Raw genomic sequence first — 22,817 nt, 5'->3', positions numbered from 1 at the left:
TCGACGCCTGACGGTGCTGCTGTGGCAGGCGGTGCTGCTGCGGCAGGCTCAGCTGCGGACGCCGTCGAAGAGCCGGAGCATCGCGGCCGGAGCGAAGCGATACTCGACGATGCCGCTCGCGCCCGGGTCGGCGGGACCGATCCACGTGCTGCTTCCCTCGTGCACGCGGATCCAGCCGTCGCTGAAGAGCACGTCGGTGCCGATCACGAACGCCATCGCCGGGGTCTCACCCTTGCGCACGGCGATCGAGCCCTCGATGACCTGCGAGGCATCCGTCTCCGTGTCGGGCCGGCACTGCACGCCGACGAGCGGGCGCACGAGCGGAGTCGCGAAGCCCGGCACCGAGAACGGGCTCGAAGTGGATGCATCGGCGACGATCCCGAAGTTGAGGCTCGTCGAGACGAGGCTGAGCGCGGCGGCGCCGTCGAGCACGAGCCGGCTCGAGACCCTGAAGCGGTAGTAGAGGCGACCGGTCTCGGGAGCCGGCGGCAGCTCGACGAGACTCGCCCAGTTGCGCGACCAGCTGAGCGGTCCGCCGTCGCGGTTCGGCGGGTCGTAGACGCTCGCGGTGATCCGCACGGCGCCGTCGGGCTGGGTCGGCGCAGACTGCAGGGCGCTGCGACCGCGCGAGCCCGCGGGCACGACGTCGCGCACCGAGGTGAACGCGGGGATGCGCTGCGGTGCCCAATGGCGAAGCCACGCCTGGAGGTTCGCCTGGATCTCGGCGAAGCCGGGGCCGAGGAGGTCGGCGTCCGAGGCGTCGGGTCCGGCGGCGTCGCCGCTCGGAAGGTTCTCGATGAGGTCGAGCGGCAGCTCGCCGGGGCGGACGGGGGGGAGCTGCTGCTCGCGGGGAACGGTCGCGATGGTCATGATGGTTCCTTCGGGTCGGGCGTGGCGGTTGCGGCATCCGTCGTCGGGGATGCTCCGCCCACGATATGGAGACCGCCATGCCGCCCCATCCGAGTCAGCACTGAGTCTGTCTCAGGTTTACCCCTAATGAGTCAGACGAGCAACTGGTGTTCTGCGAGCTCGCGGTAGAGGGGAACCGACTCCACGAGCTCGGAGTGGGTGCCCTCGCCGATCACGCGACCGCCGTCGAGCACGACGATGCGATCGGAGTCGATCACGGTCGAGAGCCGGTGTGCGATGACCACAAGCGTTCGTCCGGTGGCGACGGCGTCGATCGCCTCGCGCATGAGCCGCTCGTTCACGCCGTCGAGCGAGGACGTCGACTCGTCGAGCAGCAGGATCGGCGGCGCGGCGAGCAGTGCACGGGCGATTGCGAGGCGTTGTCGTTCGCCGCCCGAGAGCATGATGCCGTCGTCGCCCACCGCCGCGTCGAGCCCGGCCGGATCGCGATCGAGCACGCCGCCGAGGTTCACCGCGCGGAGCACCGCCTCGCATTCGGCGTCGGTCGCGTCGGGGCTGCCGAGCTTCAGGTTGTCACGGATGCTGCCGGCCAGCACCGGGGCATCCTGCTCGACATAGCCGATCTGCGCGCGCAGCTCGGTGCGGTCGATCGAACGCACGTCGAGCCCGCCCATCCGCACGGTGCCGACGCTCGGGTCGTAGAAGCGCTCGATCAGCGAGAGGACCGTCGACTTGCCGGCGCCCGACGGCCCGACGAGGGCGATGCGCTGCCCGCGCGGCACCTCGAACGAGACGCCGCGCAGCACGGGCTGCCGCTGCGTCACGTCGGGTTCGGGAAGGTGCTCGTCGGGCGACTCGTTGCCGGGGTCGGCGGGGTCGGAGCGCGTGGCCGCATAGGCGAAGTGCACGGCCTCGAACTCGATGGCCGGGGCGTGCGGCTGCAGGCCCGCGTTCGCGTGCCCGACCATGATCGCGAGGGGAGCGAGCTCGCGGTCGTGCGCGTCTTCGTCGGGTAGGTCGAGGATCTCCTGGATGCGGCCGAGCGCGCCGAGCGCCTGGTTGACCGACGTGATCGCGCCGAACGCCTGGCCGAGCGGCACGATCATCATGAAGAGGAAGAGGATGAACGCGACGAGGTTCGCCACGGTGATCGCCCCGCTCGCGACGCGGAAGCCGCCGACGCCGAGCACGACGAGGAACGAGACCTGCATGGCGATGCCCGCGACGGGCACGATGAGCGCCGAGATCTTCGCGACCTTGACGCCCATCCTCCACGCGCCCTCGGCCTCGCCCTCGACGTCGCGGATCTCGCGTTCGGTCGCCCCGGAGGCGCGGATGGTGCGCACGGCTCCGATGGCTCGTTCGACGGATGCCGCGACGTCGCCGATCTTCTCCTGCGCCTGGTGCGACGCCTCGCGCACGCGCGACGAGAGCAGGGTCACGGTCGTGATGGCCGCGGCGATGACGAGCACGGTGAGGCCGAGCAGCACGGGGTCGATGATGAGCATCGCGATGAGCGCGCCCACGAACGTGACGGCGCCGCCGACGGCTTCGACCAGCCCTTGCGTGAGCACCGCCCGCAGCATCGTCGTGTCGCTGCCGACCCGCGAGACGAGGTCGCCCGTGCGGCGGGTGTCGAACTCCGCGACGGGCAGCCGCAGCAGCTTTCCGACGAGCCGCTTGCGGCTCGAGAGCACGACGCCCTCGCCGGTGCGCTGGAGCAGGTAGTGCTGGTAGCCGGTGATGATGCCGCTCACGACGACGAGCGCGATGAGCGCCCAGACGAGCCAGCCGAGCGGATCGCCGGCCTCGACGATCGTGATGACCTGGCTCACGAGCAGCGGTTGCGCGAGGCTCGCGAGCGCACCGATGACGCTCAGCACGGCGACGACGATGAGCACCGGACGGTGCTCGAAGATGAACGGCAGCAATTGCCTGAAGGTCGCGCGCGGGCCGCTGGGGGCGGCGCGTCGGCCGAATGCGGGGCGTCGGGTCTGGGTGTCGCTCATGTTCTCTTCCTGGTCCGCGCGGCGAGCGGATGCCGCCACCGCGCCAATGGAGCCTACGTGGCCTAGCTGCGTCCGTACTTCTTGTGCACCGCTTGCTTGCTCACCTCGAGGGCGAGCGCGATGACCTGCCAGCTCGTGCCCGCAGAGCGTGCGCGACGCACCGCGAGCGCCTCGGCGCGGTCGAGCGCACGGTTGAGCTCGACGCGGGCATGGTGCAGCTTGCGCAGGGCGCGGTAGGGGTCGTCGCCGTCGGCTGCGGCGATGGCGGTGCGGAGGGTGCGGTCGTCCATGGCGTCAACCGTAATTGACACGACTCGATGTGTCAATTCAGGTTGACGAGCCGGTGGCGGCGTGCGCGCCCGGGTTCGCGAGCACGGATGCCGCGGCGGCATGTCCCGCGAGGCAGGCCGCCGCGGCATCCGCGCCCTGCAGTGTTGCGGCGAGGAATCCGGCGGCGAAGGCATCGCCCGCACCCGTGAGGTCGCGGATGCCCGCGACCGGGGCCACGTCGACGCGCGCCGCGAGCCGGCCCGCCTCGATCACGTCGGTCGGCAACGGGCCGTGCTTCACGACGACGGTGTGCGCGACGGATGCCGCGACCGCTCCGCCGCCCGCGAGCCCGAGCAACTCGGCTTCGGACTCGTTCGCGAAGAGCACGTCGGGCGCGGCCGCGCGGACGAGGTCGAGCGCGACGTCGACGCCGATCCCGGCGAGCAGCCCGGTCGACGAGGCATCGATCGAGACGGCCGCGCCGCGAGCACGCGCTGCCGCCGCGAGCCGCACGACCTCGCCGCGCATCGGCTCGTGCTCGAGCCCGTAGGCCGGCACGTGCAGCCAGGCGACGCCGTCGAGCCAACGGTCGTCGACGTGGTCGAGGAGCGCCGACGCGCCGCGATCGGGGAACATGGTGCGCTCGCCGTCTGCGTCGACGAGGAGCACGACCGTGCCGGTGCGACCCTCCCGCTGCACCCGCACGTCGACTCCGCGCGACGTGAGGTCGGCCACGAGCGCCTCGGCCGCGGCATCCGCGCCGACCCTGCCGATGAATCGCGTGGGAACGTGCGCGGCGGCGAGGGCCGCGACGTTCGCCGCGCTGCCGCCGCGGGCGCGGAAGATCTGTGCCGCGGTGTCGGTCGCCGTGCGCACCGGTTCGCCGGCCCACACGACGACGTCTTCGACGAGGTCGCCGACTACGGCGAGCACGCCGGCCGGCCGCTCAGCCGGCGACGGCACGCGCGATCTCCGCTCCGAGCGCGACGTTGCCGCGATACACCTCGAGGTTCACCTCGAGGCTCTGCCCGCCGGTCGCTCGCTGCACGAATTCGAGGAGGAAGGGGGTCGTGTCGTGGCCCGTGATGCCGGCGGCATCCGCTGCGTCGAGGGCTTCGGCGAGCACCCGGTCGTGGAACTCGGGGTCGAGCTGCTTCGCCGCGTCGACCGGGTTGGCGATGAGCACGGCCGACTCGAGCCCGAGGGCGTCGCGGGCGGCGGCGAGCGCCGCGGCATCCGCCGGGCTCTCGATGCGGTAGTCGATCGGGAAGCCCGAGTCGGCGATGTAGAAGCCCGGGTAGCGGTTGGTGCGGTACCCGACGACCGGGATGTTCAGGGTCTCGAGGCGCTCGAGGGTGGCGCCGATGTCGAGGATCGACTTCACACCGGCGCTCACGAGCGTGATCGGCGTGCGGGCGAGCGTGCCGAGGTCGGCCGACTCGTCGAAGGTCTCGCTCGCCCCGCGGTGCACGCCGCCGAGGCCGCCCGTCGACATGACGCGGATGCCCGTCGCGTGCGCGAGGAAGGCCGTCGCGGCCACCGTCGTTCCGCCATCGCGCCGCTGGACCTGCGCGATCGGGAGGTCGCGCACGCTCACCTTGATGACGTCGCCGGCGGTGCAGAGTCGCTCGATCTCGGCTTCGGCGAGGCCGACGACGGCGACGCCGTCGACCACGCCGATCGTCGCGGGCACCACGCCCGCGGCGCGCACCTGCGCCTCAGACTCCAGCGCGACCGCGAGATTGCGGGGACTCGGCAGGCCGTGGCTCAGGATCGTGGACTCGAGCGCGAGCACGGGGGCGCCGGCGTCGAGAGCGCGCTGCACGTCGTCGCCGATGCGGAGGCCGGGGAATTGGGTCTGCATCACGTCATCGTACGAGGCGCCGACGACGTCGGCGGCGTGGTCGGGCGTCAATCGTGCGACCCTGACGGATGTCGGCGGCCGGGGCTATCGTGAAGGACTGTGCCAGCACCAGTCATCGTCGCCCGCGACCTCGTCAAGCGCTACGGCGAGTTCGCCGCCGTCGACGGCATCTCCTTCGAGGTGGCGCCGGGGGAGTCGTTCGGGCTCCTCGGCCCCAACGGCGCGGGCAAGTCCACGACGATGCGCATGGTCGGCGCGGTGTCCACTCGCACGGCGGGCGAGCTCTCGATCCTCGGCCTCGATCCCGATGCCTTCGGCCCGGAGATCCGCTCGCAGCTCGGCGTCGTGCCGCAATCCGACAACCTCGACACCGAGCTCCGCGTGCGCGAGAACCTCCTCGTCTACGGGCGCTACTTCGGCCTGCCCGCCAAGGTCGTCGCGAAGCGGGCCGACGAGCTGCTCGCGTTCGCCCAGCTCGAGGAGAAGGGCAAGGCGAAGGTCGACGCGCTCTCGGGCGGCATGAAGCGGCGGCTCACCATCGCTCGCGCGCTCATCAACGACCCGAGCGTGCTCCTCCTCGACGAGCCGACGACGGGCCTCGATCCCCAGGCTCGGCACATCCTCTGGGACCGCTTGTTCCGTCTCAAGGAGCAAGGCACCACGCTCCTGCTCACGACCCACTACATGGACGAGGCCGAGCAGCTCTGCGACCGGCTCGTGGTCGTCGACAAGGGCGCCATCATGGCCGAGGGCACGCCGGCCGAGCTCATCCGCCGGTACTCGTCTCGCGAGGTGCTCGAGGTGCGCTTCGGCTCCGATCGCAACGTCGGGGTAGCCGAGCGCCTCTCGGGCATCGGCGAGCGCACCGAGGTGCTTCCCGACCGCATCCTCATCTACAGCGACAACGGCGAGGCCGAGCTCGAGCGCATCACCGATGCAGGGCTGCACCCCATCACGAGCCTCGTGCGGCGCTCGAGCCTCGAAGACGTGTTCCTCCGCCTCACCGGCAGGAGCCTCATCGAATGAGCGCGACCGCACCCGCAGGTCGAGGCCCGAAGGGTCGACTCGAGACCGGGCCGACGGATGTCGCATCGGCCGGCACCGCTCGAGCCCTCGCGGCAGCGCGCATGCCGCGTCGATGGGGCGCCTGGTACGTGGCCCTCCATCGCTTCCGCGTGATGAAGAGCTATACCGGCACGGTCGTCGTCGCAGGCATCGGCAATCCGCTCATCTACCTGTACGCCCTCGGCGTCGGGCTCGCGACCATCGTCGACGCGAATGTCGGCGACCGGGCTGTCGGCGGCGTGAGCTACCTCGTGTTCGTGGCGCCCGCGCTGCTCGCGAGTGCGGCGATCACGGTCTCGAGCGAGGAGTTCACGTACCCGATCATGCTCGGCTACAAGTGGAACCCCACGTTCACCGGCATGAGCGCCTCGCCGCTGCGCCCCACCCAGATCGTCGACGGCGTGGTCATCTCCGTGTCGATCCGGATGCTCGTGAACCTCGTGCTGTTCTTCCTGCTCATCGTCGTCTTCGGGGCGGCACCCTCGCCCGCGGCGTTCCTCATGATCTTCGCCGGACTCCTCGGCGGCCTGGCGTTCGGCGCCGTGCTGATGGCGTACACCTCCACGCTCGAAGAGGACACCGGGCAGCTTGCCATGGTCATGCGCTTCATCGTGCTGCCCATGACCCTGTTCTCCGGCACCTTCTTCCCGCTCTCGATCTTCCCGGTCTGGCTGCAGTGGATCGGCTGGATCTCGCCGCTGTGGCACAGCACCGAGCTCGCCCGGGTGTTCTCCTACGGCTACGGCGAGCCGATCTGGCTCACGATTGTGCACGTGGCCTACCTCCTCGCCCTCACCGTCGTCGGCTGGGTCTGGGCCCGCCGCATCGCCATCCGGAGGCTCGGACGATGAGTGGAGTGACCGAACGCGATCCCGTACAGTCGTCGGCGGCACTGCCGCGGCCCATCCGTTCCCTCTACGCCGGCAATGCCCGTGCCGTGATGCTGCGCGGCTGGCGCGCCACTCGCAGCACCAACTGGCTCGTCGTCGTCAGCGGCTTCTTCGAGCCGATCTTCTACCTGCTCGCCATGGGCATCGGGCTCGGCACGCTCGTCGGCACCGTCACGACCGCGAGCGGACAGGAGGTGGCCTACCCCGCGTTCATCGCACCGGCGCTGCTCGCGGTCGCCGCGATGAACGGGGCGATCTACGACTCGACGTGGAACGTCTTCTTCAAGATGCAGTTCACGAAGCTCTACGAGGGCATGCTCTCGACCTCGCTCGGCCCGCTCGACGTGGCGCTCGGCGAGATCCTCCTCGCGCTCCTCCGCGGCGCGCTCTACGCGGTCGGATTCCAGCTCGTGATGCAGGCGCTCGGCCTCAACCTCTCGTGGTGGGCGATCCTCGCGCTGCCCGCAGTGCTCCTCATCGCCCTCGGCTTCGCGAGCCTCGGCATGGCGGTCACGAGCTACATGAAGACGTTCCAGCAGATGGACTGGGTCAACTTCATCCTGCTGCCGATGTTCCTCTTCTCGGCCACGTTCTATCCGCTCACGGTGTATCCCGAGTGGTTGCAGGGCGTGATCCAGGCGCTCCCGCTCTGGCACGGCGTCGAACTCGTGCGCGGGCTGACGACGGGTGACGTCGGCTGGGGCATGCTCTGGCACGTGCTCTACTACGTCGTCATGGCGGTCGTCGGCATCGTCTTCACGACGAGGCGGCTCCGCACGCTCTTCCTCGACTAGCCGCGTCGGCGGCATCCCGTCAGCGTGACGGGGCCTCGACCGTTCCGCGAGTGTTTCCGCGCATTACGCCGCCACGAGACATCCGTCGACGGTCGGCGTACCGTGGCGGAATCGAACACCGAGGAGCACTCATGTCGTACCGCGAACCGCACGCCGCCGCCGAGCCCCACCAGGGCGCGGTCATGGGCATGCGCGGTTGCGAGGCGGCGGCGGAGTGCTCGAGCGAGCGGCCCGGTCACGGGCTGCACCGCATGCAGCACCGGCTCGCGGCGGTCGCGGCGAGCAAGTGGATCGACGCGATCGTGCTCACGAACGACGCCGACGGGTTCGTCACGCTCGCCGAATTCACGAGCGGCGACCTCACTCGCGTCTGGCACCACGAGTCGCTCGGCGACGTGCTCTCGGCGGGCGATCCCGTCGCCCTGCACGCCGTCTACGGGGTGCTCGTCGTGGGCGAGCAGCAGTTCAGCGTCGCGCCCGCCTGAGCTGGGGCTCACGACCCCATCGGCATCGCCTCGCTCATCGAGCCCATCATCTTCTCCATGGCCATGACGGCCTGATCGCACGCCATCGCGCACATGCGGCAGTGCTCGGCCATCTCGGCGTGCATCATGCACTCGGCCGAGCACGCGCGGGCCATCATGATCGTCGACTGCATCATCGACGACATCACCTGCATGTCCCAGCCGTTCACGCGGAGCAGCATCTTCATCATCGTGTCGCACATGTCGGCGCAGTTGGCGCACATCGATCCGCAGCGCCCCATGCCCTCGCTCGCGTCGGCGTCGGCGCACATCACGCACGCTTGACTGCACGCGGAGAGGGCCTCCATACACTCCTGCATCATCGCCGGATCCATGCCTTTCATCGGCATCTCCGACGACGACATGGCGCCCTTCATCATGTCCATCGTCATGTTCATCACAGCGGCCAGCCGTCCCGGGCGGCCGAGCGTCGACGATGCCGGCGGATGACTCGGCAGCCCTGTTCGCAGGCCATGCTACGCCGGGCTTCCCGAGGGCAGAAGAGGGTCATGTGACGTTCTCGTGAACGACGAAGGGCGGATGCCGCAGCATCCGCCCTTCCTTCGATGGCGCTACAACACCGCCGACGACTCGAGGCCCGCGGACTCGTAGTCGACGTCCTTCGTCTCCTTCGAGACGATGAGCGCGATGAGCGTGAGCACGGCCATGACCGACAGGTAGATGCCGACCCAGAACGGGCTGCCGCCGCCAGCGGCCCAGAGCGCGGTGCCGATGAAGGGCGCGACGGCCGCGCCGAGGATCGACGACACGTTGTAGGAGATGCCCGAACCGGTGTAGCGCACGTTGGTGGGGAAGAGCTCGGGCAGGAGCGCACCCATCGGCCCGAACGTCATGCCCATGAGCGCGAACCCGACGATGAGCCAGGCCATGACCCCCGGGAATCCTGCGCTGAGGAACGGCACCCAGAGCAGGCCGAACACGATGATGCCGAGCGTGACCCAGATGAGCGTCTTGCGCCGGCCCCAGCGGTCGGCCCACGGTCCGGAGAGCAGGGTGAAGATGCCGAAGAAGACGACTCCGCCGATGAGCATGAGCACGAACGTCGTGTACGAGTACCCGAGTCCGGGAACCGGAACATCGGTGGGCTTCGTGCCGTACCCGAGCGAGAAGGTCGTCATGAGGTAGAAGAGCACGTACGTGGCCAACATGAAGAACGTGCCGAGGATGAGCTGCTTCCAGTGGTTCTTGAAGACGCTCGCGAGGGGCAGCTTCGTGAGCTTGCCCTCCTTCGAGGCCTTGGAGAACGCCGTCGACTCGACGAGGCGCAGTCGTACCCAGAGACCGACGATGACCATGACGACCGAGAACAGGAACGGGATGCGCCATCCCCAGTCGAGGAACGCGGCCGAGGGCAGCGAAGAGTTCGGGTCATCCGACGGGAGCAGGGCCGCGATGATGAGGAACAGGCCGTTCGCGATGATGAACCCGATCGGCGCGCCGAGCTGCGGGAAGGTGCCGTACCAGGCGCGCTTGCCCTCTGGCGCGTTCTCGGTCGCGACGAGCGCAGCCCCCGACCACTCGCCGCCGAGCGCGAAGCCCTGGGCGATGCGCAGGATCACGAGCAGCAGCGGGGCGAACCATCCGACCATGAGGTACGTCGGGAGGAGTCCGATGAGGAAGGTCGCGACGCCCATCGTGAGGAGCGCCCCGACGAGGGTCGCCTTGCGACCGTGCTTGTCGCCGAGGTGGCCGAAGATGACGGCGCCGACCGGGCGGGCGACCATCGCCGCGCCGAAGATGGCGAAGGACTGCAACAGCGCAGTCGTGGGGTCGCCTGCGGGGAAGAAGAGGTGCGGGAAGACGAGCACCGCGGCCGTGGCGTAGACGTAGAAGTCGTAGAACTCGATCGTCGTGCCGATGAGGCTCGCGAGCACCACTCGGTTGCGCGGATTGGCGGGGGCGGATGGCGCGGCCGACGTGGACGCGGAAGTGGTTGAGGACATCGCTGCGAGGACTCCGAAGGTGGGAAGGAGGCCCCCGCGGGACGCGTCGATCAGACGGGAATCACCGCGAAGGGAAGGAATCGTCGCTTGTGGCAACCGAAACACCCTACGGCGTACCCCATTCGAGGGTCGACTCCCGCGAGACGAGCGGTGGTGAAAATGCGACGAACGGCGCCGATCGGCTCAGCGTCGACCGGCTCAGCGCCAGGCGACCGCGACGGCGATGTTCGCGACGGTGAGCGCCCCGATCGACCACAGCGCCCACGAGGGCGCCGGCGCCTTCTTGCGGTACACGAACACGAGCACCGTGATGACGGCCGCGATGACGAGCTTCACCGCGATCTTCGCGTTGTTCAGCTCGTCGAGGTCGCCCATCTGGATCGTCGCGACGAGCAGCAGGCCCGTCACGAGTTGGGTGAGGGCACCGTGCACCATCGCCGGCACGACCGTTCCCCTGCCCGCGCCGATCGCCTTCACCTGCACGAGGAAGCCGCCGAGCAGCGAGGCGAGCCCTACGAAGTGGAGGATGAGCAGGATGGTGCGGAGGATTTCCATGCCCAGAGCCTAGGCGTTTCGGCCCCAGACGCGTCGCAGCACGCGCGCCGTGGCGAGTGCCGCCTCGGCGGCCTCCCGCCCCTTGTCCTCCTTCGAACCGGGAAGTCCGGCGCGGTCGAGGCCCTGCTGCTCGTCGTCGAGGGTCAGCACGCCGAAGCCCACGGGCTTGCCCGTGTCGAGGGCGACGCGCGTGAGTCCGTCGGTCGCCGCCGCGGAGACGTACTCGAAGTGCGGCGTGCCGCCGCGGATGATCACCCCGAGGGCGACGACCGCGTCGGCGCCGGCGTCGAGAGACGCCTTGGCCACGACGGGCAGCTCGAAGCTGCCGGGCACCCGCACGAGCAAGAACTCGGCTCCGGATGCCTCGAGCGTGCGCGTCGCCCCGGCGATCAGGCCGTTCGTGATCTCGTCGTGCCAGAGTCCGGCGACGATGACGACCCGGAGGCCTGTGCCGTCGACGTCGAGCTCGGGCGATCCTGCTCCGCTCATGATGCGTGTCCTTCCAGGAGGGTCTCCGCCGCGGCATCCGCCAGCTGCGTGTCGTCGATGTGGTGGCCCATGCGATCGCGCTTCGTCTCGAGGTACCCCGTGTTGCCGGCGCCCACGCCGACGACGAGGGGGAGTTGCTCGCTGACGGCGATGCCGTGCGCCTCGAGCTGGCGCACCTTCTCAGGGTTGTTCGTGAGCAGGCGCACCGAGCGGATGCCGAGGTCTTCGAGAATGGCCGTGGCTGCGCCGTAGTCGCGGGAGTCGATCGGCAGCCCGAGCGCAAGGTTCGCGTCGAGCGTGTCGAGGCCGTCCTCCTGGAGGCGGTAGGCGCGCAGCTTGTTGATGAGGCCGATGCCGCGACCCTCATGGCCCCGAAGGTAGACGACGACGCCGCCGTCCTCCTGGATCCGCTCGAGCGCGGCGTCGAGCTGCGGTCCGCACTCGCACTTCAATGAGCCGAACGCCTCGCCGGTCAGGCACTCGGAGTGCACGCGCGCGATCGTGCCGTGCGCGTGCGGTTCACCGGCGATGATGGCGACGTGGTCGGCGCCCGTGCTGCGATCGCGGTACGCGCGCACCCGGAAGACGCCGTGGTCGGTCGGGAGCGTCGTCTCGACCTCGAAGGCGACTCGCGAGGATTCGGCGACCGCCGACGGCACCGAGCCGTCGAGGTCGAGGTCGTGGCCCGCGTGCCACTCGCGCAGCCAGTCGATGAGCGCGGCGACCGTCGTGACGGGCAGGCCCTCACGCTCGCCGAGCTCGATGAGCCCCGGAAGCCTCATCATCTCGCCGTCGTCTTCCACGACCTCCGCGATCACGGCGACGGGGGAGAGCCCGGCGAGCCGCAGGAGGTCGACGGCGGCCTCGGTGTGACCGGCCCGCTCGCGAACGCCGCCGTCGACGGCGCGCAGCGGGAGCACGTGGCCGGGCCGGATGAGCCGTTCGGGCGTCGACGCGGGGTCGGCGAGCACGCGCAGCGTGTGCGCCCGCTCGGCGGCGCTGATGCCCGTGGAGTTGCGATCCGCCGCGTCGACCGAGATCGTGTATGCCGTGCCGCGCACGTCTTCATTGCGGTCGGTCATCGGCGGCAGCTCGAGGCGGTCGGCGATCGTGTTCGGCATGGGCGCGCAGAGGAATCCGCTCGTGTTGCGCACCATCCACGCGATCCACTCCTGCGTCGCGAACTCGGCGGCCATGATCGCGTCGCCCTCGTTCTCACGGGCCTCGTCATCGGCGACGATGACGGGCTTGCCGGCGCGAAGCGCGTCGAGCACTTCAGGGATCGAGGCGAGACTCATGCGTGACCTCCGGTCGTCGCGTGCTCGGTTGCGGAAATGGGAACGGATGCCGCGGCGGGCGCGCTGAGCGACGACGGCAGCGCACGGGCCGCATCGAAGCGCAGCATCCGCTCGACCTGCCTCGCCAGGATGTCGGTCTCGATGTTCACGGCATCGCCGACCTCGCGCTCGCCGAGGGTGGTCGCCTGGAGTGTCTCGGGGATGAGCGACACCTCGAACCAGGAACCGTCGGGCTCGTCTCCGACGGCGCTCACCGTGAGCGAGACGCCGTCGACGGCGATCGAGCCCTTGTCGACGACGAGCGGAGCGTGCGCCGGGTCGAGGCTGAACCGGATGACGCGCCATGCCTCGCCAGGACGGATCTCGAGCACCCGGGCTGTGCCGTCGATGTGCCCCTGCACGATGTGGCCGCCGATGCGGTCGCCGACGCGAGCCGCGCGCTCGAGGTTCACCGTGAGGCCTTCGCGCGCGCCGTGGAGCGTCGACATGACGAGGGTCTGCGCCATCACGTCGGCGGTGAACTGCTCGGCGTCGAAGTCGACGACCGTGAGGCAGACGCCCGAGACGGCGATCGAGTCGCCGTGCTTCGCGCCCTCGACGGCGATCGGGCCGCGCACGGTGAGGCGAGCGGCATCCGAGGTGCGCTCGATGCGCGTGATCATGCCGCGCTCCTCGATGATTCCGGTGAACATGTCAGTTCCCTTCGGTCGGTCTGGGGTGGGCGACGAGCAACACGTCGCCGCCGAGCCGCTCCACGTCGGCGAGCTGGTAGCGATGGGCCGCGTCGATCGACGCGACGCCGAGCTCGCCGAGGGCGAGCATCGGGCCGCCGAGCAGCACGGGAGCGAGGTAGACGAGGAGCTCGTCGGCGAGGCCGGCGGCCACGAACGCGCTGGCGAGCGTGGGGCCGCCTTCGATGAAGAGCGAGCGGATGCCGCGGCGTTGCAGTTCCGCGAGATCGGCGACGAGGTCGGCGCCGGTGAGCAGCACGGGCTCGTGCGGGTGGCGGAGCAGTGCGGCGTGCGGGGGAATCGCGCGCGAGCCGAACACGACCGGAACCGGTTGCTCGGGCAGGAGCGCGCCCGTGTCGTCGCGCGCCGTGAGCGACGGGTCGTCGGCGAGCACGGTGCCGGTGCCGACGGCGATCGCGTCGGCGGCGGTGCGGCGGCGGTGCACGTCGGAGCGGGCGGCGTGGCCGGTGATCCATTGGCTCGATCCGTCGGCCGCCGCGATGCGGCCGTCGAGGCTCGAGGCCCATTTCACGGTCACGTGGGGACGCCGGTGTCGCGCCGCGAACAGCCAGTCGCCGAGGAACGCCTCGACCTCGTCGGCGAGCATGCCGCCCTCGACGACGATGCCCGCCTCGCGGAGACGCTCGGCGCCGCCCGCGGAGTGGTCGCCGGGGTCGGCGACCGCGTAGACGACTCGCGCGATGCCCGCGTCGATCAGCGCGATGGCGCACGGCCCGGTACGGCCGATGTGGTTGCACGGCTCGAGGGTGACGATCGCCGTCGCGCCGCGTGCCGCGCCCGGCTCGAGCCGTGACAGGGCGTCGACCTCGGCGTGTGCGGTTCCGGCACCGCGGTGCCAGCCCTCCGCGATCACGGCGCCGTCGGGGGCGACGATGACGCATCCGACGCGCGGGTTGATGCCGCGGGCAGGACCGCGCTCGGCGAGTTCGAGTGCGCGACGCATCTGCGCGGCATCCGCTGCAGATTGCTTGCTCGTCATTCCTCGTCCTGTCGTCAGGGCTCCGGGGAATGCTCGGCGTCGCCACGGTGTCGATCACCATGGGTCGACTGCGCACTGCGCAGCCGACACGTGCCGCCTCCCATCCGGACTTTCACCGTCGGTACCGGAGTTCCACCGGTTCAACCACTCGCGTTCGGCCTCTCGGCCTCACGCTCGCAGCTCGCGGACTATCACCGCCGGTTCGGAATTACACCGACCCCGGAGCACGTTTGTCGTGTCGATTCTAGGTCAACGCGCACGATCGCGAGCTATTCCCGTTGTTCAGGGGCACTGCAGCGGGAACTGGCCCGGTCAGCGGCACTGGCCCGCGGTCGCGATCTGCGCGTCGCTCGGGCGGCCGTACGCGGCGATGCCGGATCCCGGCACATCGTGGCCCATGGAGATCGCCCACGCGGTGGCCCACATCTCGTGGTCGCCCGCGAACTCGGGCCCGGTGAACAACGGCTCGCATTCGGGCCGGATCGCCTGGGTGTGCCCGACCTCGTGCACGACGATCGCCTTCGCATCCGGGTCTTCGCTCCAGCGATCAGAGACGCTGTGGGTGAGCGTGATGCGGCCCCAGCCTCCGTCTTCCGCCCAGAACTCGGCGGTGCCCGAGTACCATTCGTCGCTCGTGAGGCCCGAGACCTCGTACGCCCACACGAAGTCGAGGTTCACCCCATGCGAGATCGAACGGGCGAACGCCTCGATCTCGGCGCGCACCGGATACGAGGGCTCGAGCTTCCGCGCCTCCTCGGCGGCGTGCGAGGCGCGCAGCTCGTCGACGGCGAGCACGAGGCCCGTGAATGCCGCGGCGGAATCGCGCGGGTGCGTCCAACCGGGCCCCTTCTGGTCGATCGCGTGCTGCACGCCGATGCGCTTCTCGTACGTCGCCGAGGGGTGGGCGGCGAGCGCCTGCCCGGCGAGTTCGCCCGCGCCCTCGAACACCGCCTCGACAGCACCGACGACCGGCTCGCGCGCATCGGCGATCTCGTCGAGCGCAGCCTCGATCGTCACGGTCTCGGCGGTGCGCAGCTGGGCCTGCTCGAGCATTCGCACTGCGTCGGCGTAGCGGATCCACGCAGGAGACTCCAGCGCGTCGGGGGCCGGGAATGCCAGCAGGTGTGAGAGCGGAGCGTCGTCGGCGTCGGCAAGAACAGCTGCCAGCCCATCGGATGCCTCGACGAGCGTCGTGACGTCCACGGGATGCACGTAGCCATCGACGAGTGCGGCCTCGAGCGCGTCGGATTGCGCGACCGCGTGCTCGGCCCGATCGAGGAGGCGCTCGAGGTCTTCGGCCGAGGTCGTCGCGAGCTCGTCGGCGACGGCGAACCGGTCGTACGCGCTCTCGTAGAGCGCGGTCGCGGCCGTGTCGTGCGCGATGTAGGCACCGAACAGCGCGGCCGCAGTGGCGGCGGCGATGATCGTGCCCCGAACCCAGGGCCCCTCGGTGCGCTGCGCGGGAGCGTCGTCGCGCGGTGGTGCGTCGTCGAGCGGTGCATCGTACGGTGCGGTCATCGACGTCCTGTTCACTGGGGCGCGACTGGCGCGCGCTGACAGAGTCACGCTAGCTGGCCGATCGAGGGAATGACGACTCCCATTTCGAGGGCGCACATTCGACGCAGGTCAGGCGAAGCGGTCGGTGAGCGCACCGGCGAGCTCGCGCAGGGAGCGGATCTCGACGACGCCGGATGCCGCGGCATCCGCGGCGTCGTCGGCGCCGAGCGACTCGCCCCGCCGGTTGAGCCAGACGCCGAGCAGTCCCGCCGCGGCAGCGCCGATGGCGTCGGTGCGCAAGCGATCGCCGACGTAGGCGCACGCCGAGACCGGCGCGTCGGACGCGAAGCGATCTCGCGCCGCCCTGAAGATCTCGGCGCCCGGTTTGACGACGCCGACCTCGCCCGAGGCGATCACATGGGCCATGCGGGGGAGGAGTCCGAGTCGCTCGAGCTTCATCGACTGCTGGTCGAGCTCGCCGTTCGTGATGACGCCGAAGCGCACGCCGGGGAGCGCCGTCGCGACCGCGTCGAGCGCCTCGAGCGCGTCGTCGTGGAGGGCCCACGATTCGCGGTACCGCTCGAAGTAGTGCTCGAACCACGCGCCGGCGGCGGGTTCGTCGAGCTCCTCGCCGTGTGCGAGCGCGAAAGCCGTCACCCGTGCGATGCGCTGCCCCACGAAACTCACCTCGCCGGCGAGATAGGCATGGTAGTGGTGCTCTTCGAGCTCGTGCCACAGTCTTTGCGCAGCGACACGATCGCCGTCGTATGCGTGCTCCTGCATCTGGAGCACGATGCCCGCCGCCACCGCTTCGCGGTGTGCCATGAGCGTGTCGTCGAGATCGAACAGCACGACGGGCGACGCGGCGCGCGACGTCACGGGAGAGCCCCCAGGATGCTCGCCCAGCTCGTGGCGGCGTCGGGGGAGACGGATGCCCCGCGCACGGCGTGCCACGCCGGCAGCGTCGACCCGTCGCGGGTGGGAACCGTCGCGCGCGCCGGCTCGATGCGCCTGAACCCCGCAGCTCGCGCGACCTTGGCCGAACCGACGTTGCCCTGCACTGCGCGCCACAGCATGGTGTCGGCACCGGGCAGGCCGCCGGCGAGCGTCCACTCGACGACGGCGATGGCCGCCTCGCTCATGAGACCCGCACCCCGGTGATCGGAGCCCAGCCAGAACCCGATCTCGGTGGTCTCGGCGCGCACCGAGATCATGCCGGCCAAGGCGCCGCCATCGGTGAGCCGGACCGCCCAAGTGGCCTCGTCGCTGCTCGCCCAGGCCTGCGGCACGAATGCCCCGAGGAACGACTCGGCGTCGGCCCGGGTGTACGGCCAGGGCGTCGTGAGGTACCGCTCGAACAGCGGGTCTTGGCAATAGCGGGTCACGGCGTCGGCGTCGGCGATCGTCGGCAGGTCGAGCACGAGTCGCGGCGTCGTGAGCGTGACGGGATGCAACGTCAGCCCCGACGAACGAAGCCGACGCGGTCGTACACGTCGCGCAGCATCCGCTCGGCCCGATCACTCGCCTTCTCGGCGCCGATCGCGAGCAGCCGGTCGAGCTCGGCGGGGTCTTGCATGAGCTCGAGCGTGCGCGCACGGATCGGCGCGATCGTGTCGACCACGAGCTCGGCGAGCTCCTTCTTGAGGTCGCCGTAGCCGCGGCCGGCGTACTCGCGCTCGAGGGCGTCGATCGACTTGCCCGTGACCGCCGCGTAGATGCCGAGCAGGTTCGAGATGCCGGGCTTCGACGCCGGATCGAACCGGATCTCGCGCTCGGTGTCGGTCACGGCGCTGCGGAACTTCTTCGCCGTGATGGAAGGCTCGTCGAGCAGCTTGACGAGGCCCGCCTCTGAGCCGGCCGACTTCGACATCTTCGCGGTCGGCTCCTGGAGGTCGTAGATGCGCGCCGACTCCTTGCCGATGAGCGCCTCGGGCACGACCATGGTCTCGCCGTACCGCGCATTGAAGCGGTTCGCGAGGTCGCGGGTGAGCTCGAGATGCTGGCGCTGGTCGTCGCCGACGGGCACGAGATGAGTGCCGTAGAGCAGGATGTCGGCGGCCATGAGCACCGGGTAGGTGAAGAGGCCGACCGTCGTGGCATCCGAGCCCTGCTTGGCGGACTTGTCTTTGAACTGCGTCATGCGGCTCGCCTCGCCGAAGCCCGTCATGCTGCCGAGCACCCACGCGAGCTCGGCGTGCGCGGGCACGTGCGATTGCACGAAAAGCGTCGACCGGTCGAGGTCGATGCCGGCGGCGAGGTATTGAGCGGCGGTGCGCCGCACGTTCTGCCGCAGGGCCTCGGGGTCTTGCTGCACCGTGATGGCGTGCAGGTCGACGACGCAGTAGATGGGGTCGTACGCATCTTGCAGGGCGACCCAGTTGACGAGCGCCCCCAGGTAGTTGCCGAGATGGAGCGAGTCGCTCGACGGCTGCATGCCGGAGAAGATGACCGGACGGGAGGGGTTCATGTGCTGCGGTCCTTGCTGTTCAGTCGGGAGACGTCAGATGGCGTAGTCGACGACCACGGGTGCGTGGTCGGACCATCGCGCGTCCCACGCTGCGGCGCGATCGATCTGGTAGCTGACGACCGTGTCGGCGAGCGCCTTGGTGGCGAGGTGGTAGTCGATGCGCCATCCGGTGTCGGTGTCGAAGGCCTTGCCCCGCTGCGACCACCACGTGTACGGGCCGGGGACCTCGCCGGCCACGCGGCGGCCGACGTCGATCCAGCTTAATCCGGCGCCCGCGTTGTAGAGCTCGTCGCCTTCGGCGCCCACGAAGCGATCGAAGTAGGCGCGTTCCTCGGGCAGGAAGCCGGCACGCTTCACGTTGCCCTTCCAGTTCTTGATGTCGAGCGTGCGGTGGCCTACGTTCAGGTCGCCGACGACGAGCGCGAGCTCGGAGTGCGCGGCGAGCTCGGGCAGCCGCGACTCCATCGCGTCGAGGAAGCGGTACTTCTCGACCATCTTGGGGCTATCGTCTGCCACGCCCGAGTGCACGTAGGCGCTCACGACGGTGACCACGCGGTCGCCGACCTCGTAGTCGGCCTCGAGCCAGCGGCCGGCACTGTCGAAGTCGGCGGCACCGAGCTCGACCCGGTGGATGCTCGCCCGGTTGCGGCTCGCGATGGCGACGCCCGCGCGCCCCTTGGCGGTGGCGGGGTCGTGCAGCAGGTCCCACTCGTCGCCGAGCAGGCCCTGGAGGTCTTCGCTCGACGCGCGCACCTCTTGCATCGCGAGGATGTCGACGTCGCGGCCGGCGAGCCACTCGCCCATGCCCTTGCGAAACGCAGCACGCACCCCGTTGACGTTGACACTGGCGATCCGGAGCGGCTTGGCGGAGGGCATGCCTCAAATCCTACGGGAGCCCTCCGACGTCGAATCGCCGCTCACCGGCGTGCGGACGGCAGCGTTGTCGGCTCGGGTAACCGAGTTACGGCTTGCCCCGCATGATCGCCTGCTTGACCTCGGCGATCGCCTTCGTCACCTCGATGCCACGAGGGCATGCCTCGGTGCAGTTGAAGGTCGTGCGGCAGCGCCACACGCCTTCCTTATCGTTGAGGATGTCGAGCCGCACGGATGCCGCGTCGTCGCGCGAGTCGAAGATGAACCGGTGCGCGTTCACGATCGCGGCGGGCCCGAAGTACTGTCCGTCGGTCCAGAACACGGGGCACGACGAGGTGCATGCCGCGCAGAGGATGCACTTGGTCGTGTCGTCGAAGCGCTCGCGCTCGGCGACCGACTGCACGCGCTCCTTGCCAGGCTCGGCCTTCGAGTTCGCGATGAGGAACGGCTGCACGTCGCGGAAGCTCGCGAAGAACGGCTCCATGTCGACGATGAGGTCTTTTTCGAGCGGAAGACCCTTGATGGCCTCGACGTAGATCGGCTTCGAGATGTCGAGGTCTTTGATGAGGGTCTTGCACGCGAGGCGGTTGCGGCCGTTGATGCGCATCGCGTCGGAGCCGCAGATGCCGTGAGCGCACGAACGGCGGAACGTGAGCGAGCCGTCTTGTTCCCACTTGATCTTGTGCAGCGCGTCGAGCACGCGATCGGTCGCGTACATCTCGACGTCGAAGTCCTGCCAGCGCGGCTCGGTGTCGATGTCGGGGTCGAAGCGCCGGATCAGGAAGGTGACGGTGAACGACTGGGTCGTGGCATCCGTCTGCTTGGCCTCGAGTGTGGCAGTGCTCACGTCAGTACTTCCTCTCCATCGGCTGGTAACGGGTGATCGTGACCGGTTTCCAATCGAGCCGGATGTGGTCGTCGGCCTTCGAGGAATGCGGATCGCCCGACAGGTAGGCCATCGTGTGCTGCATGTACTTCGCGTCGTCGCGCTTCGGGTAGTCGTCGCGCATGTGGCCGCCGCGGCTCTCCTTGCGATTGCGCGCGGAGTAGACGACGACCTCGGCGAGGTCGAGGAGGAAGCCGAGCTCGACGGCCTCGAGCAGGTCGGTGTTGAATCGCTTGCCCTTGTCTTGCACGGCGACGTTGCGGTAGCGGTCGCGCAGTCCCGCGATGACGTCGGTGACGTGCTCGAGCGACTCGTCGGTGCGGAACACCTGGGCGTTCCTGTCCATCTCGTCTTGCAGCTCCTTGCGGATGGCCGCGATGCGCTCGGTGCCGTTGGAGTCGCGCAATTGCTCGAGCATGCTGCGCACCGCGGCGGCCGGGTCGTCGGGCAGCGGCGTGAAGTCGACCGTCTTGACGTACTCGACCGCGTTGCGGCCGGCGCGCTTGCCGAAGACGTTGATGTCGAGGAGCGAGTTGGTGCCGAGGCGGTTGGAGCCGTGCACCGACACGCACGCGCACTCGCCTGCGGCGTAGAGGCCGGGGACGACGGTGGCGTTGTCGCTCAGCACCTCGGCGGCGACGTTCGTGGGGATGCCGCCCATGGCGTAGTGAGCCGTCGGCATCACCGGCACGGGCTCGTACACGGGATCGACGCCCAGGTAGGTGCGCGCGAACTCGGTGATGTCGGGGAGCTTCGTCTCGAGCACCTCTGCGCCGAGGTGGGTGCAGTCGAGGAGCACGTAGTCCTTGTGCGGACCGGCACCGCGGCCCTCGGCGACCTCCTGCACCATGCACCGCGAGACGATGTCACGCGGTGCGAGGTCTTTGATCGTGGGCGCGTAGCGCTCCATGAAGCGCTCGCCGCTCGCGTTGCGGAGGATCGCGCCCTCGCCGCGGGCGCCCTCGGTGAGGAGGATGCCGAGCCCGGCGAGGCCGGTGGGGTGGAACTGGAAGAACTCCATGTCTTCGAGGGGCAGGCCCTTGCGCCAGATGATGCCGACACCGTCGCCGGTGAGGGTGTGCGCGTTCGACGTGGTCTTGTAGATCTTGCCGAACCCGCCCGTGGCGAAGATGACCGCCTTCGCCTGGAAGACGTGCAGCTCACCCGAGGCGAGGTCGTAGGCCACGACGCCCGACGGCTGCTCGACGCCGTCGACCTCGGTCATCACGAGGTCGAGCACGTAGTACTCGTTGAAGAAGTTGATGCCGAGCCGCACGCAGTTCTGGAACAGCGTCTGGAGGATCATGTGCCCGGTGCGGTCGGCGGCGTAGCACGCCCGCCGAACGGGAGCCTTGCCGTGGTCGCGCGTGTGGCCGCCGAAGCGGCGCTGGTCGATCTTGCCCTCGGGCGTGCGGTTGAACGGCAGGCCCATGTTCTCGAGGTCGATGACCGCGTCGATGGCCTCCCGAGCGAGGATCTCGGCCGCGTCCTGGTCGACGAGGTAGTCGCCGCCCTTGACGGTGTCGAAGGTGTGCCACTCCCAGCTGTCTTCCTCGACGTTCGCGAGCGCCGCGGCCATCCCGCCCTGCGCGGCTCCGGTGTGAGAACGGGTGGGGTAGAGCTTCGAGATGACCGCGGTCTTGGCACCCGGACCGGCCTCGATGGCCGCTCGCATGCCGGCGCCGCCCGCGCCCACGATGACGATGTCGAACTGGTGGTAGTGCACGCCGTCGATGATGGTCGGGGCGTCGGCGATCTCGGAATTCACGGGTCTCCTAGGCGGCGCAGAACGAGGGAAGCAGGTCGGCCGGGGCACCGGCGGGGCACGGCTCGAAGGTGAAGACGACGAGGGTGCCGAGGATGATGAGCACCGCCGCCGAGGCGAACAGGGCACCCTTCAGCACCTTCTGGATGGTGCCCGGGTTCGTGTAGTCGTTCACGAGGGTGCGCATGCCGTTGGCGCCGTGGATGAGCGCGAGCCAGAGCATCAGCACGTCCCACCACTGCCAGAACGGGTCGGCCCACTTGCCGCCGACGAAGCCGAAATCGATCGCCTTCACGCCCTCGCCGACCATGAGGTTCATGAAGAGGTGGCCGAAGATCAGCACGATGAGCACGACACCCGACGCGCGCATGTAGATCCAGCCCCACTTCTCCAGGTTGACACCCCGCCTCGGGGCGAGTCGCGCAGGAGCACGGGGGGATTCGATGGTGGTCATTTCGCTCCCCGTTCTAGTGGCTGAAGACGTTGATGAGGTGGCGCGGCACGAAGGCGATCATCGTGACGACCCAGAGGCCCACCACGATGTAGAACAGCACCTTCTGGTGTCTCGTCGCCCACGCCCAGAAGTCGACGAGGATGATGCGCAGGCCGTTGAAGGCGTGGAACACGATCGCGCCCACGAGCGCGACCTCGCCGAGGCCCATGATGGGCGTCTGGTAGGTGCCGATGACCGCGTTGTACGCCTCGGGGCTCACGCGCACGAGCGCCGTGTCGAGGATGTGCACGAGCAGGAAGAAGAAGATCGCGACACCCGTGATGCGGTGCAGCACCCACGACCACATTCCCTCGCGGCCGCGGTACAGCGTGCCTCCGGGCCGCTGCTTCTCGGGCTTCGTGGGTGCGGTCAGGGTTCCTGCCGAGGTCTCTGGCATGAACAACCCTCCCTGGCGGTGGTGTCGCCCCGAACGAGGCGGCATTCGAGGGCGCAGGCGCCCGAAATCGAGTCTAGCCCCGGGTCTGGGGACGGTGCCGCTTAGGACTGCCTAAC

The 22,817-nt window shown here is 69.5% G+C and carries 25 protein-coding genes and 1 riboswitch; of the genes, 4 read left to right on the top strand and 21 right to left on the bottom strand.

Features of this window, described 5'->3' with window-relative positions:
- Window positions 1-48: 48 nt before the first annotated feature.
- From ESP51_RS05815 to ESP51_RS05795, 5 genes are all read right to left on the bottom strand, one after another.
- Entirely contained in the window at window positions 49-870 is an 822-nt protein-coding gene (locus ESP51_RS05815; protein ID WP_129519950.1) for a hypothetical protein, read from the bottom strand.
- Window positions 871-1,001: 131 nt separating this feature from the next.
- Complete coding sequence (locus ESP51_RS05810) at window positions 1,002-2,879, bottom strand: ABC transporter ATP-binding protein (protein WP_129519949.1); 1,878 nt, start codon at window positions 2,877-2,879, stop codon at window positions 1,002-1,004.
- 62 nt (window positions 2,880-2,941) lie between these two features.
- Window positions 2,942-3,169, bottom strand: a complete 228-nt coding sequence (locus ESP51_RS05805; RefSeq protein WP_129519948.1) for a hypothetical protein — start codon at window positions 3,167-3,169, stop codon at window positions 2,942-2,944.
- A gap of 37 nt (window positions 3,170-3,206) precedes the next feature.
- Complete coding sequence (locus ESP51_RS05800) at window positions 3,207-4,112, bottom strand: PfkB family carbohydrate kinase (RefSeq protein WP_241843000.1); 906 nt, start codon at window positions 4,110-4,112, stop codon at window positions 3,207-3,209.
- A complete protein-coding gene (locus tag ESP51_RS05795) occupies window positions 4,096-5,013 on the bottom strand; it encodes a pseudouridine-5'-phosphate glycosidase (RefSeq protein WP_129519947.1) in 918 nt (305 codons plus the stop codon). The genes ESP51_RS05800 and ESP51_RS05795 overlap by 17 nt, the downstream gene beginning before the upstream one ends.
- 99 nt (window positions 5,014-5,112) lie before the next feature.
- On the opposite strand from ESP51_RS05795, the gene ESP51_RS05790 reads away from it, so the two are divergent.
- From ESP51_RS05790 to ESP51_RS05775, 4 genes are all read left to right on the top strand, one after another.
- Window positions 5,113-6,039 (top strand): ABC transporter ATP-binding protein, encoded by a 927-nt coding sequence (locus ESP51_RS05790; RefSeq protein WP_129519946.1) that lies wholly within the window; start codon window positions 5,113-5,115, stop codon window positions 6,037-6,039.
- Complete coding sequence (locus ESP51_RS05785) at window positions 6,036-6,929, top strand: ABC transporter permease (protein WP_129519945.1); 894 nt, start codon at window positions 6,036-6,038, stop codon at window positions 6,927-6,929. The genes ESP51_RS05790 and ESP51_RS05785 overlap by 4 nt, the downstream gene beginning before the upstream one ends.
- Window positions 6,926-7,762: an ABC transporter permease gene (locus ESP51_RS05780; RefSeq protein WP_129519944.1), complete on the top strand. Its 837-nt coding sequence runs from the start codon at window positions 6,926-6,928 to the stop codon at window positions 7,760-7,762. The genes ESP51_RS05785 and ESP51_RS05780 overlap by 4 nt, the downstream gene beginning before the upstream one ends.
- 131 nt (window positions 7,763-7,893) lie before the next feature.
- A complete protein-coding gene (locus ESP51_RS05775) occupies window positions 7,894-8,247 on the top strand; it encodes a hypothetical protein (RefSeq protein WP_129519943.1) in 354 nt (117 codons plus the stop codon).
- Between the two features lie 8 nt (window positions 8,248-8,255).
- Here the strand turns inward: ESP51_RS05775 and ESP51_RS05770 are convergent, their stop codons facing one another.
- From ESP51_RS05770 to sdhC, 16 genes are all read right to left on the bottom strand, one after another.
- The gene (locus tag ESP51_RS05770; protein WP_206737221.1) at window positions 8,256-8,609 is read right to left on the bottom strand and encodes a four-helix bundle copper-binding protein; all 354 of its coding nucleotides are present in this window, start codon (window positions 8,607-8,609) and stop codon (window positions 8,256-8,258) included.
- 249 nt (window positions 8,610-8,858) lie between these two features.
- Window positions 8,859-10,250, bottom strand: a complete 1,392-nt coding sequence (locus ESP51_RS05765) for an MFS transporter (protein WP_129519942.1) — start codon at window positions 10,248-10,250, stop codon at window positions 8,859-8,861.
- Between the two features lie 198 nt (window positions 10,251-10,448).
- Window positions 10,449-10,805, bottom strand: coding sequence for a hypothetical protein (locus tag ESP51_RS05760; protein WP_129519941.1), 357 nt, complete (start codon window positions 10,803-10,805; stop codon window positions 10,449-10,451).
- Window positions 10,806-10,814: 9 nt separating this feature from the next.
- Complete coding sequence (gene ribH, locus ESP51_RS05755) at window positions 10,815-11,294, bottom strand: 6,7-dimethyl-8-ribityllumazine synthase (protein ID WP_129519940.1); 480 nt, start codon at window positions 11,292-11,294, stop codon at window positions 10,815-10,817.
- Window positions 11,291-12,592, bottom strand: a complete 1,302-nt coding sequence (gene ribA / locus ESP51_RS05750) for a GTP cyclohydrolase II (protein WP_129519939.1) — start codon at window positions 12,590-12,592, stop codon at window positions 11,291-11,293. Before ribA ends, ribH begins: the two co-directional genes overlap by 4 nt.
- Window positions 12,589-13,284: a riboflavin synthase gene (locus ESP51_RS05745; protein WP_129519938.1), complete on the bottom strand. Its 696-nt coding sequence runs from the start codon at window positions 13,282-13,284 to the stop codon at window positions 12,589-12,591. Before ESP51_RS05745 ends, ribA begins: the two co-directional genes overlap by 4 nt.
- 1 nt (window position 13,285) lies before the next feature.
- The gene (ribD, locus tag ESP51_RS05740) at window positions 13,286-14,323 is read right to left on the bottom strand and encodes a bifunctional diaminohydroxyphosphoribosylaminopyrimidine deaminase/5-amino-6-(5-phosphoribosylamino)uracil reductase RibD (RefSeq protein ID WP_241842999.1); all 1,038 of its coding nucleotides are present in this window, start codon (window positions 14,321-14,323) and stop codon (window positions 13,286-13,288) included.
- Window positions 14,324-14,409: 86 nt separating this feature from the next.
- A riboswitch (FMN riboswitch) is annotated at window positions 14,410-14,555 on the bottom strand.
- Window positions 14,556-14,635: 80 nt separating this feature from the next.
- The gene (locus tag ESP51_RS05735; RefSeq protein WP_129519937.1) at window positions 14,636-15,841 is read right to left on the bottom strand and encodes a hypothetical protein; all 1,206 of its coding nucleotides are present in this window, start codon (window positions 15,839-15,841) and stop codon (window positions 14,636-14,638) included.
- A gap of 108 nt (window positions 15,842-15,949) precedes the next feature.
- The gene (locus ESP51_RS05730; RefSeq protein ID WP_241842998.1) at window positions 15,950-16,699 is read right to left on the bottom strand and encodes an HAD family hydrolase; all 750 of its coding nucleotides are present in this window, start codon (window positions 16,697-16,699) and stop codon (window positions 15,950-15,952) included.
- Complete coding sequence (locus tag ESP51_RS05725) at window positions 16,696-17,274, bottom strand: GNAT family N-acetyltransferase (protein WP_164990428.1); 579 nt, start codon at window positions 17,272-17,274, stop codon at window positions 16,696-16,698. The genes ESP51_RS05730 and ESP51_RS05725 overlap by 4 nt, the downstream gene beginning before the upstream one ends.
- Window positions 17,275-17,276: 2 nt before the next feature.
- Window positions 17,277-18,287: a tryptophan--tRNA ligase gene (gene trpS / locus ESP51_RS05720; RefSeq protein ID WP_129519935.1), complete on the bottom strand. Its 1,011-nt coding sequence runs from the start codon at window positions 18,285-18,287 to the stop codon at window positions 17,277-17,279.
- A 33-nt stretch (window positions 18,288-18,320) separates the two neighbouring features.
- A complete protein-coding gene (locus ESP51_RS05715) occupies window positions 18,321-19,163 on the bottom strand; it encodes an exodeoxyribonuclease III (protein ID WP_129519934.1) in 843 nt (280 codons plus the stop codon).
- Between the two features lie 85 nt (window positions 19,164-19,248).
- Window positions 19,249-20,007 carry a succinate dehydrogenase iron-sulfur subunit gene (locus tag ESP51_RS05710; protein WP_129519933.1) on the bottom strand — a complete coding sequence of 253 codons (759 nt, stop codon included), beginning with the start codon at window positions 20,005-20,007 and terminating at the stop codon, window positions 19,249-19,251.
- Between the two features lies 1 nt (window position 20,008).
- Window positions 20,009-21,814 (bottom strand): succinate dehydrogenase flavoprotein subunit, encoded by a 1,806-nt coding sequence (gene sdhA, locus ESP51_RS05705; RefSeq protein ID WP_129519932.1) that lies wholly within the window; start codon window positions 21,812-21,814, stop codon window positions 20,009-20,011.
- 7 nt (window positions 21,815-21,821) lie between these two features.
- Window positions 21,822-22,265 (bottom strand): succinate dehydrogenase hydrophobic membrane anchor subunit, encoded by a 444-nt coding sequence (locus tag ESP51_RS05700; protein WP_129519931.1) that lies wholly within the window; start codon window positions 22,263-22,265, stop codon window positions 21,822-21,824.
- A gap of 13 nt (window positions 22,266-22,278) precedes the next feature.
- Window positions 22,279-22,701, bottom strand: coding sequence for a succinate dehydrogenase, cytochrome b556 subunit (sdhC, locus tag ESP51_RS05695; RefSeq protein WP_129519930.1), 423 nt, complete (start codon window positions 22,699-22,701; stop codon window positions 22,279-22,281).
- Window positions 22,702-22,817: the final 116 nt, after the last annotated feature.

The sequence above is a fragment of the Agromyces albus genome (assembly GCF_004134825.1).
In the GTDB taxonomy this organism is placed as follows: Bacteria; Actinomycetota; Actinomycetes; order Actinomycetales; family Microbacteriaceae; genus Agromyces; species Agromyces albus.
This window is presented reverse-complemented; position numbering and strand designations above follow the sequence as displayed.

Excerpts from the sequence above, each read along its gene's own strand:
- ESP51_RS05815 (WP_129519950.1), bottom strand. The coding sequence starts at position 870 with ATGACCATCGCGACCGTTCCCCGCGAGCAGCAGCTCCCCCCCGTCCGC.
- ESP51_RS05810 (WP_129519949.1), bottom strand. The coding sequence starts at position 2,879 with ATGAGCGACACCCAGACCCGACGCCCCGCATTCGGCCGACGCGCCGCC.
- ESP51_RS05805 (WP_129519948.1), bottom strand. The coding sequence starts at position 3,169 with ATGGACGACCGCACCCTCCGCACCGCCATCGCCGCAGCCGACGGCGAC.
- ESP51_RS05795 (WP_129519947.1), bottom strand. The coding sequence starts at position 5,013 with ATGCAGACCCAATTCCCCGGCCTCCGCATCGGCGACGACGTGCAGCGC.
- ESP51_RS05785 (WP_129519945.1), top strand. The coding sequence starts at position 6,036 with ATGAGCGCGACCGCACCCGCAGGTCGAGGCCCGAAGGGTCGACTCGAG.
- ESP51_RS05780 (WP_129519944.1), top strand. The coding sequence starts at position 6,926 with ATGAGTGGAGTGACCGAACGCGATCCCGTACAGTCGTCGGCGGCACTG.
- ESP51_RS05775 (WP_129519943.1), top strand. The coding sequence starts at position 7,894 with ATGTCGTACCGCGAACCGCACGCCGCCGCCGAGCCCCACCAGGGCGCG.
- ESP51_RS05770 (WP_206737221.1), bottom strand. The coding sequence starts at position 8,609 with ATGATGCAGGAGTGTATGGAGGCCCTCTCCGCGTGCAGTCAAGCGTGC.
- ESP51_RS05765 (WP_129519942.1), bottom strand. The coding sequence starts at position 10,250 with ATGTCCTCAACCACTTCCGCGTCCACGTCGGCCGCGCCATCCGCCCCC.
- ESP51_RS05760 (WP_129519941.1), bottom strand. The coding sequence starts at position 10,805 with ATGGAAATCCTCCGCACCATCCTGCTCATCCTCCACTTCGTAGGGCTC.
- ribH (WP_129519940.1), bottom strand. The coding sequence starts at position 11,294 with ATGAGCGGAGCAGGATCGCCCGAGCTCGACGTCGACGGCACAGGCCTC.
- ribA (WP_129519939.1), bottom strand. The coding sequence starts at position 12,592 with ATGAGTCTCGCCTCGATCCCTGAAGTGCTCGACGCGCTTCGCGCCGGC.
- ESP51_RS05745 (WP_129519938.1), bottom strand. The coding sequence starts at position 13,284 with ATGTTCACCGGAATCATCGAGGAGCGCGGCATGATCACGCGCATCGAG.
- ribD (WP_241842999.1), bottom strand. The coding sequence starts at position 14,323 with ATGACGAGCAAGCAATCTGCAGCGGATGCCGCGCAGATGCGTCGCGCA.
- ESP51_RS05735 (WP_129519937.1), bottom strand. The coding sequence starts at position 15,841 with ATGACCGCACCGTACGATGCACCGCTCGACGACGCACCACCGCGCGAC.
- trpS (WP_129519935.1), bottom strand. The coding sequence starts at position 18,287 with ATGAACCCCTCCCGTCCGGTCATCTTCTCCGGCATGCAGCCGTCGAGC.
- ESP51_RS05715 (WP_129519934.1), bottom strand. The coding sequence starts at position 19,163 with ATGCCCTCCGCCAAGCCGCTCCGGATCGCCAGTGTCAACGTCAACGGG.
- ESP51_RS05700 (WP_129519931.1), bottom strand. The coding sequence starts at position 22,265 with ATGACCACCATCGAATCCCCCCGTGCTCCTGCGCGACTCGCCCCGAGG.
- sdhC (WP_129519930.1), bottom strand. The coding sequence starts at position 22,701 with ATGCCAGAGACCTCGGCAGGAACCCTGACCGCACCCACGAAGCCCGAG.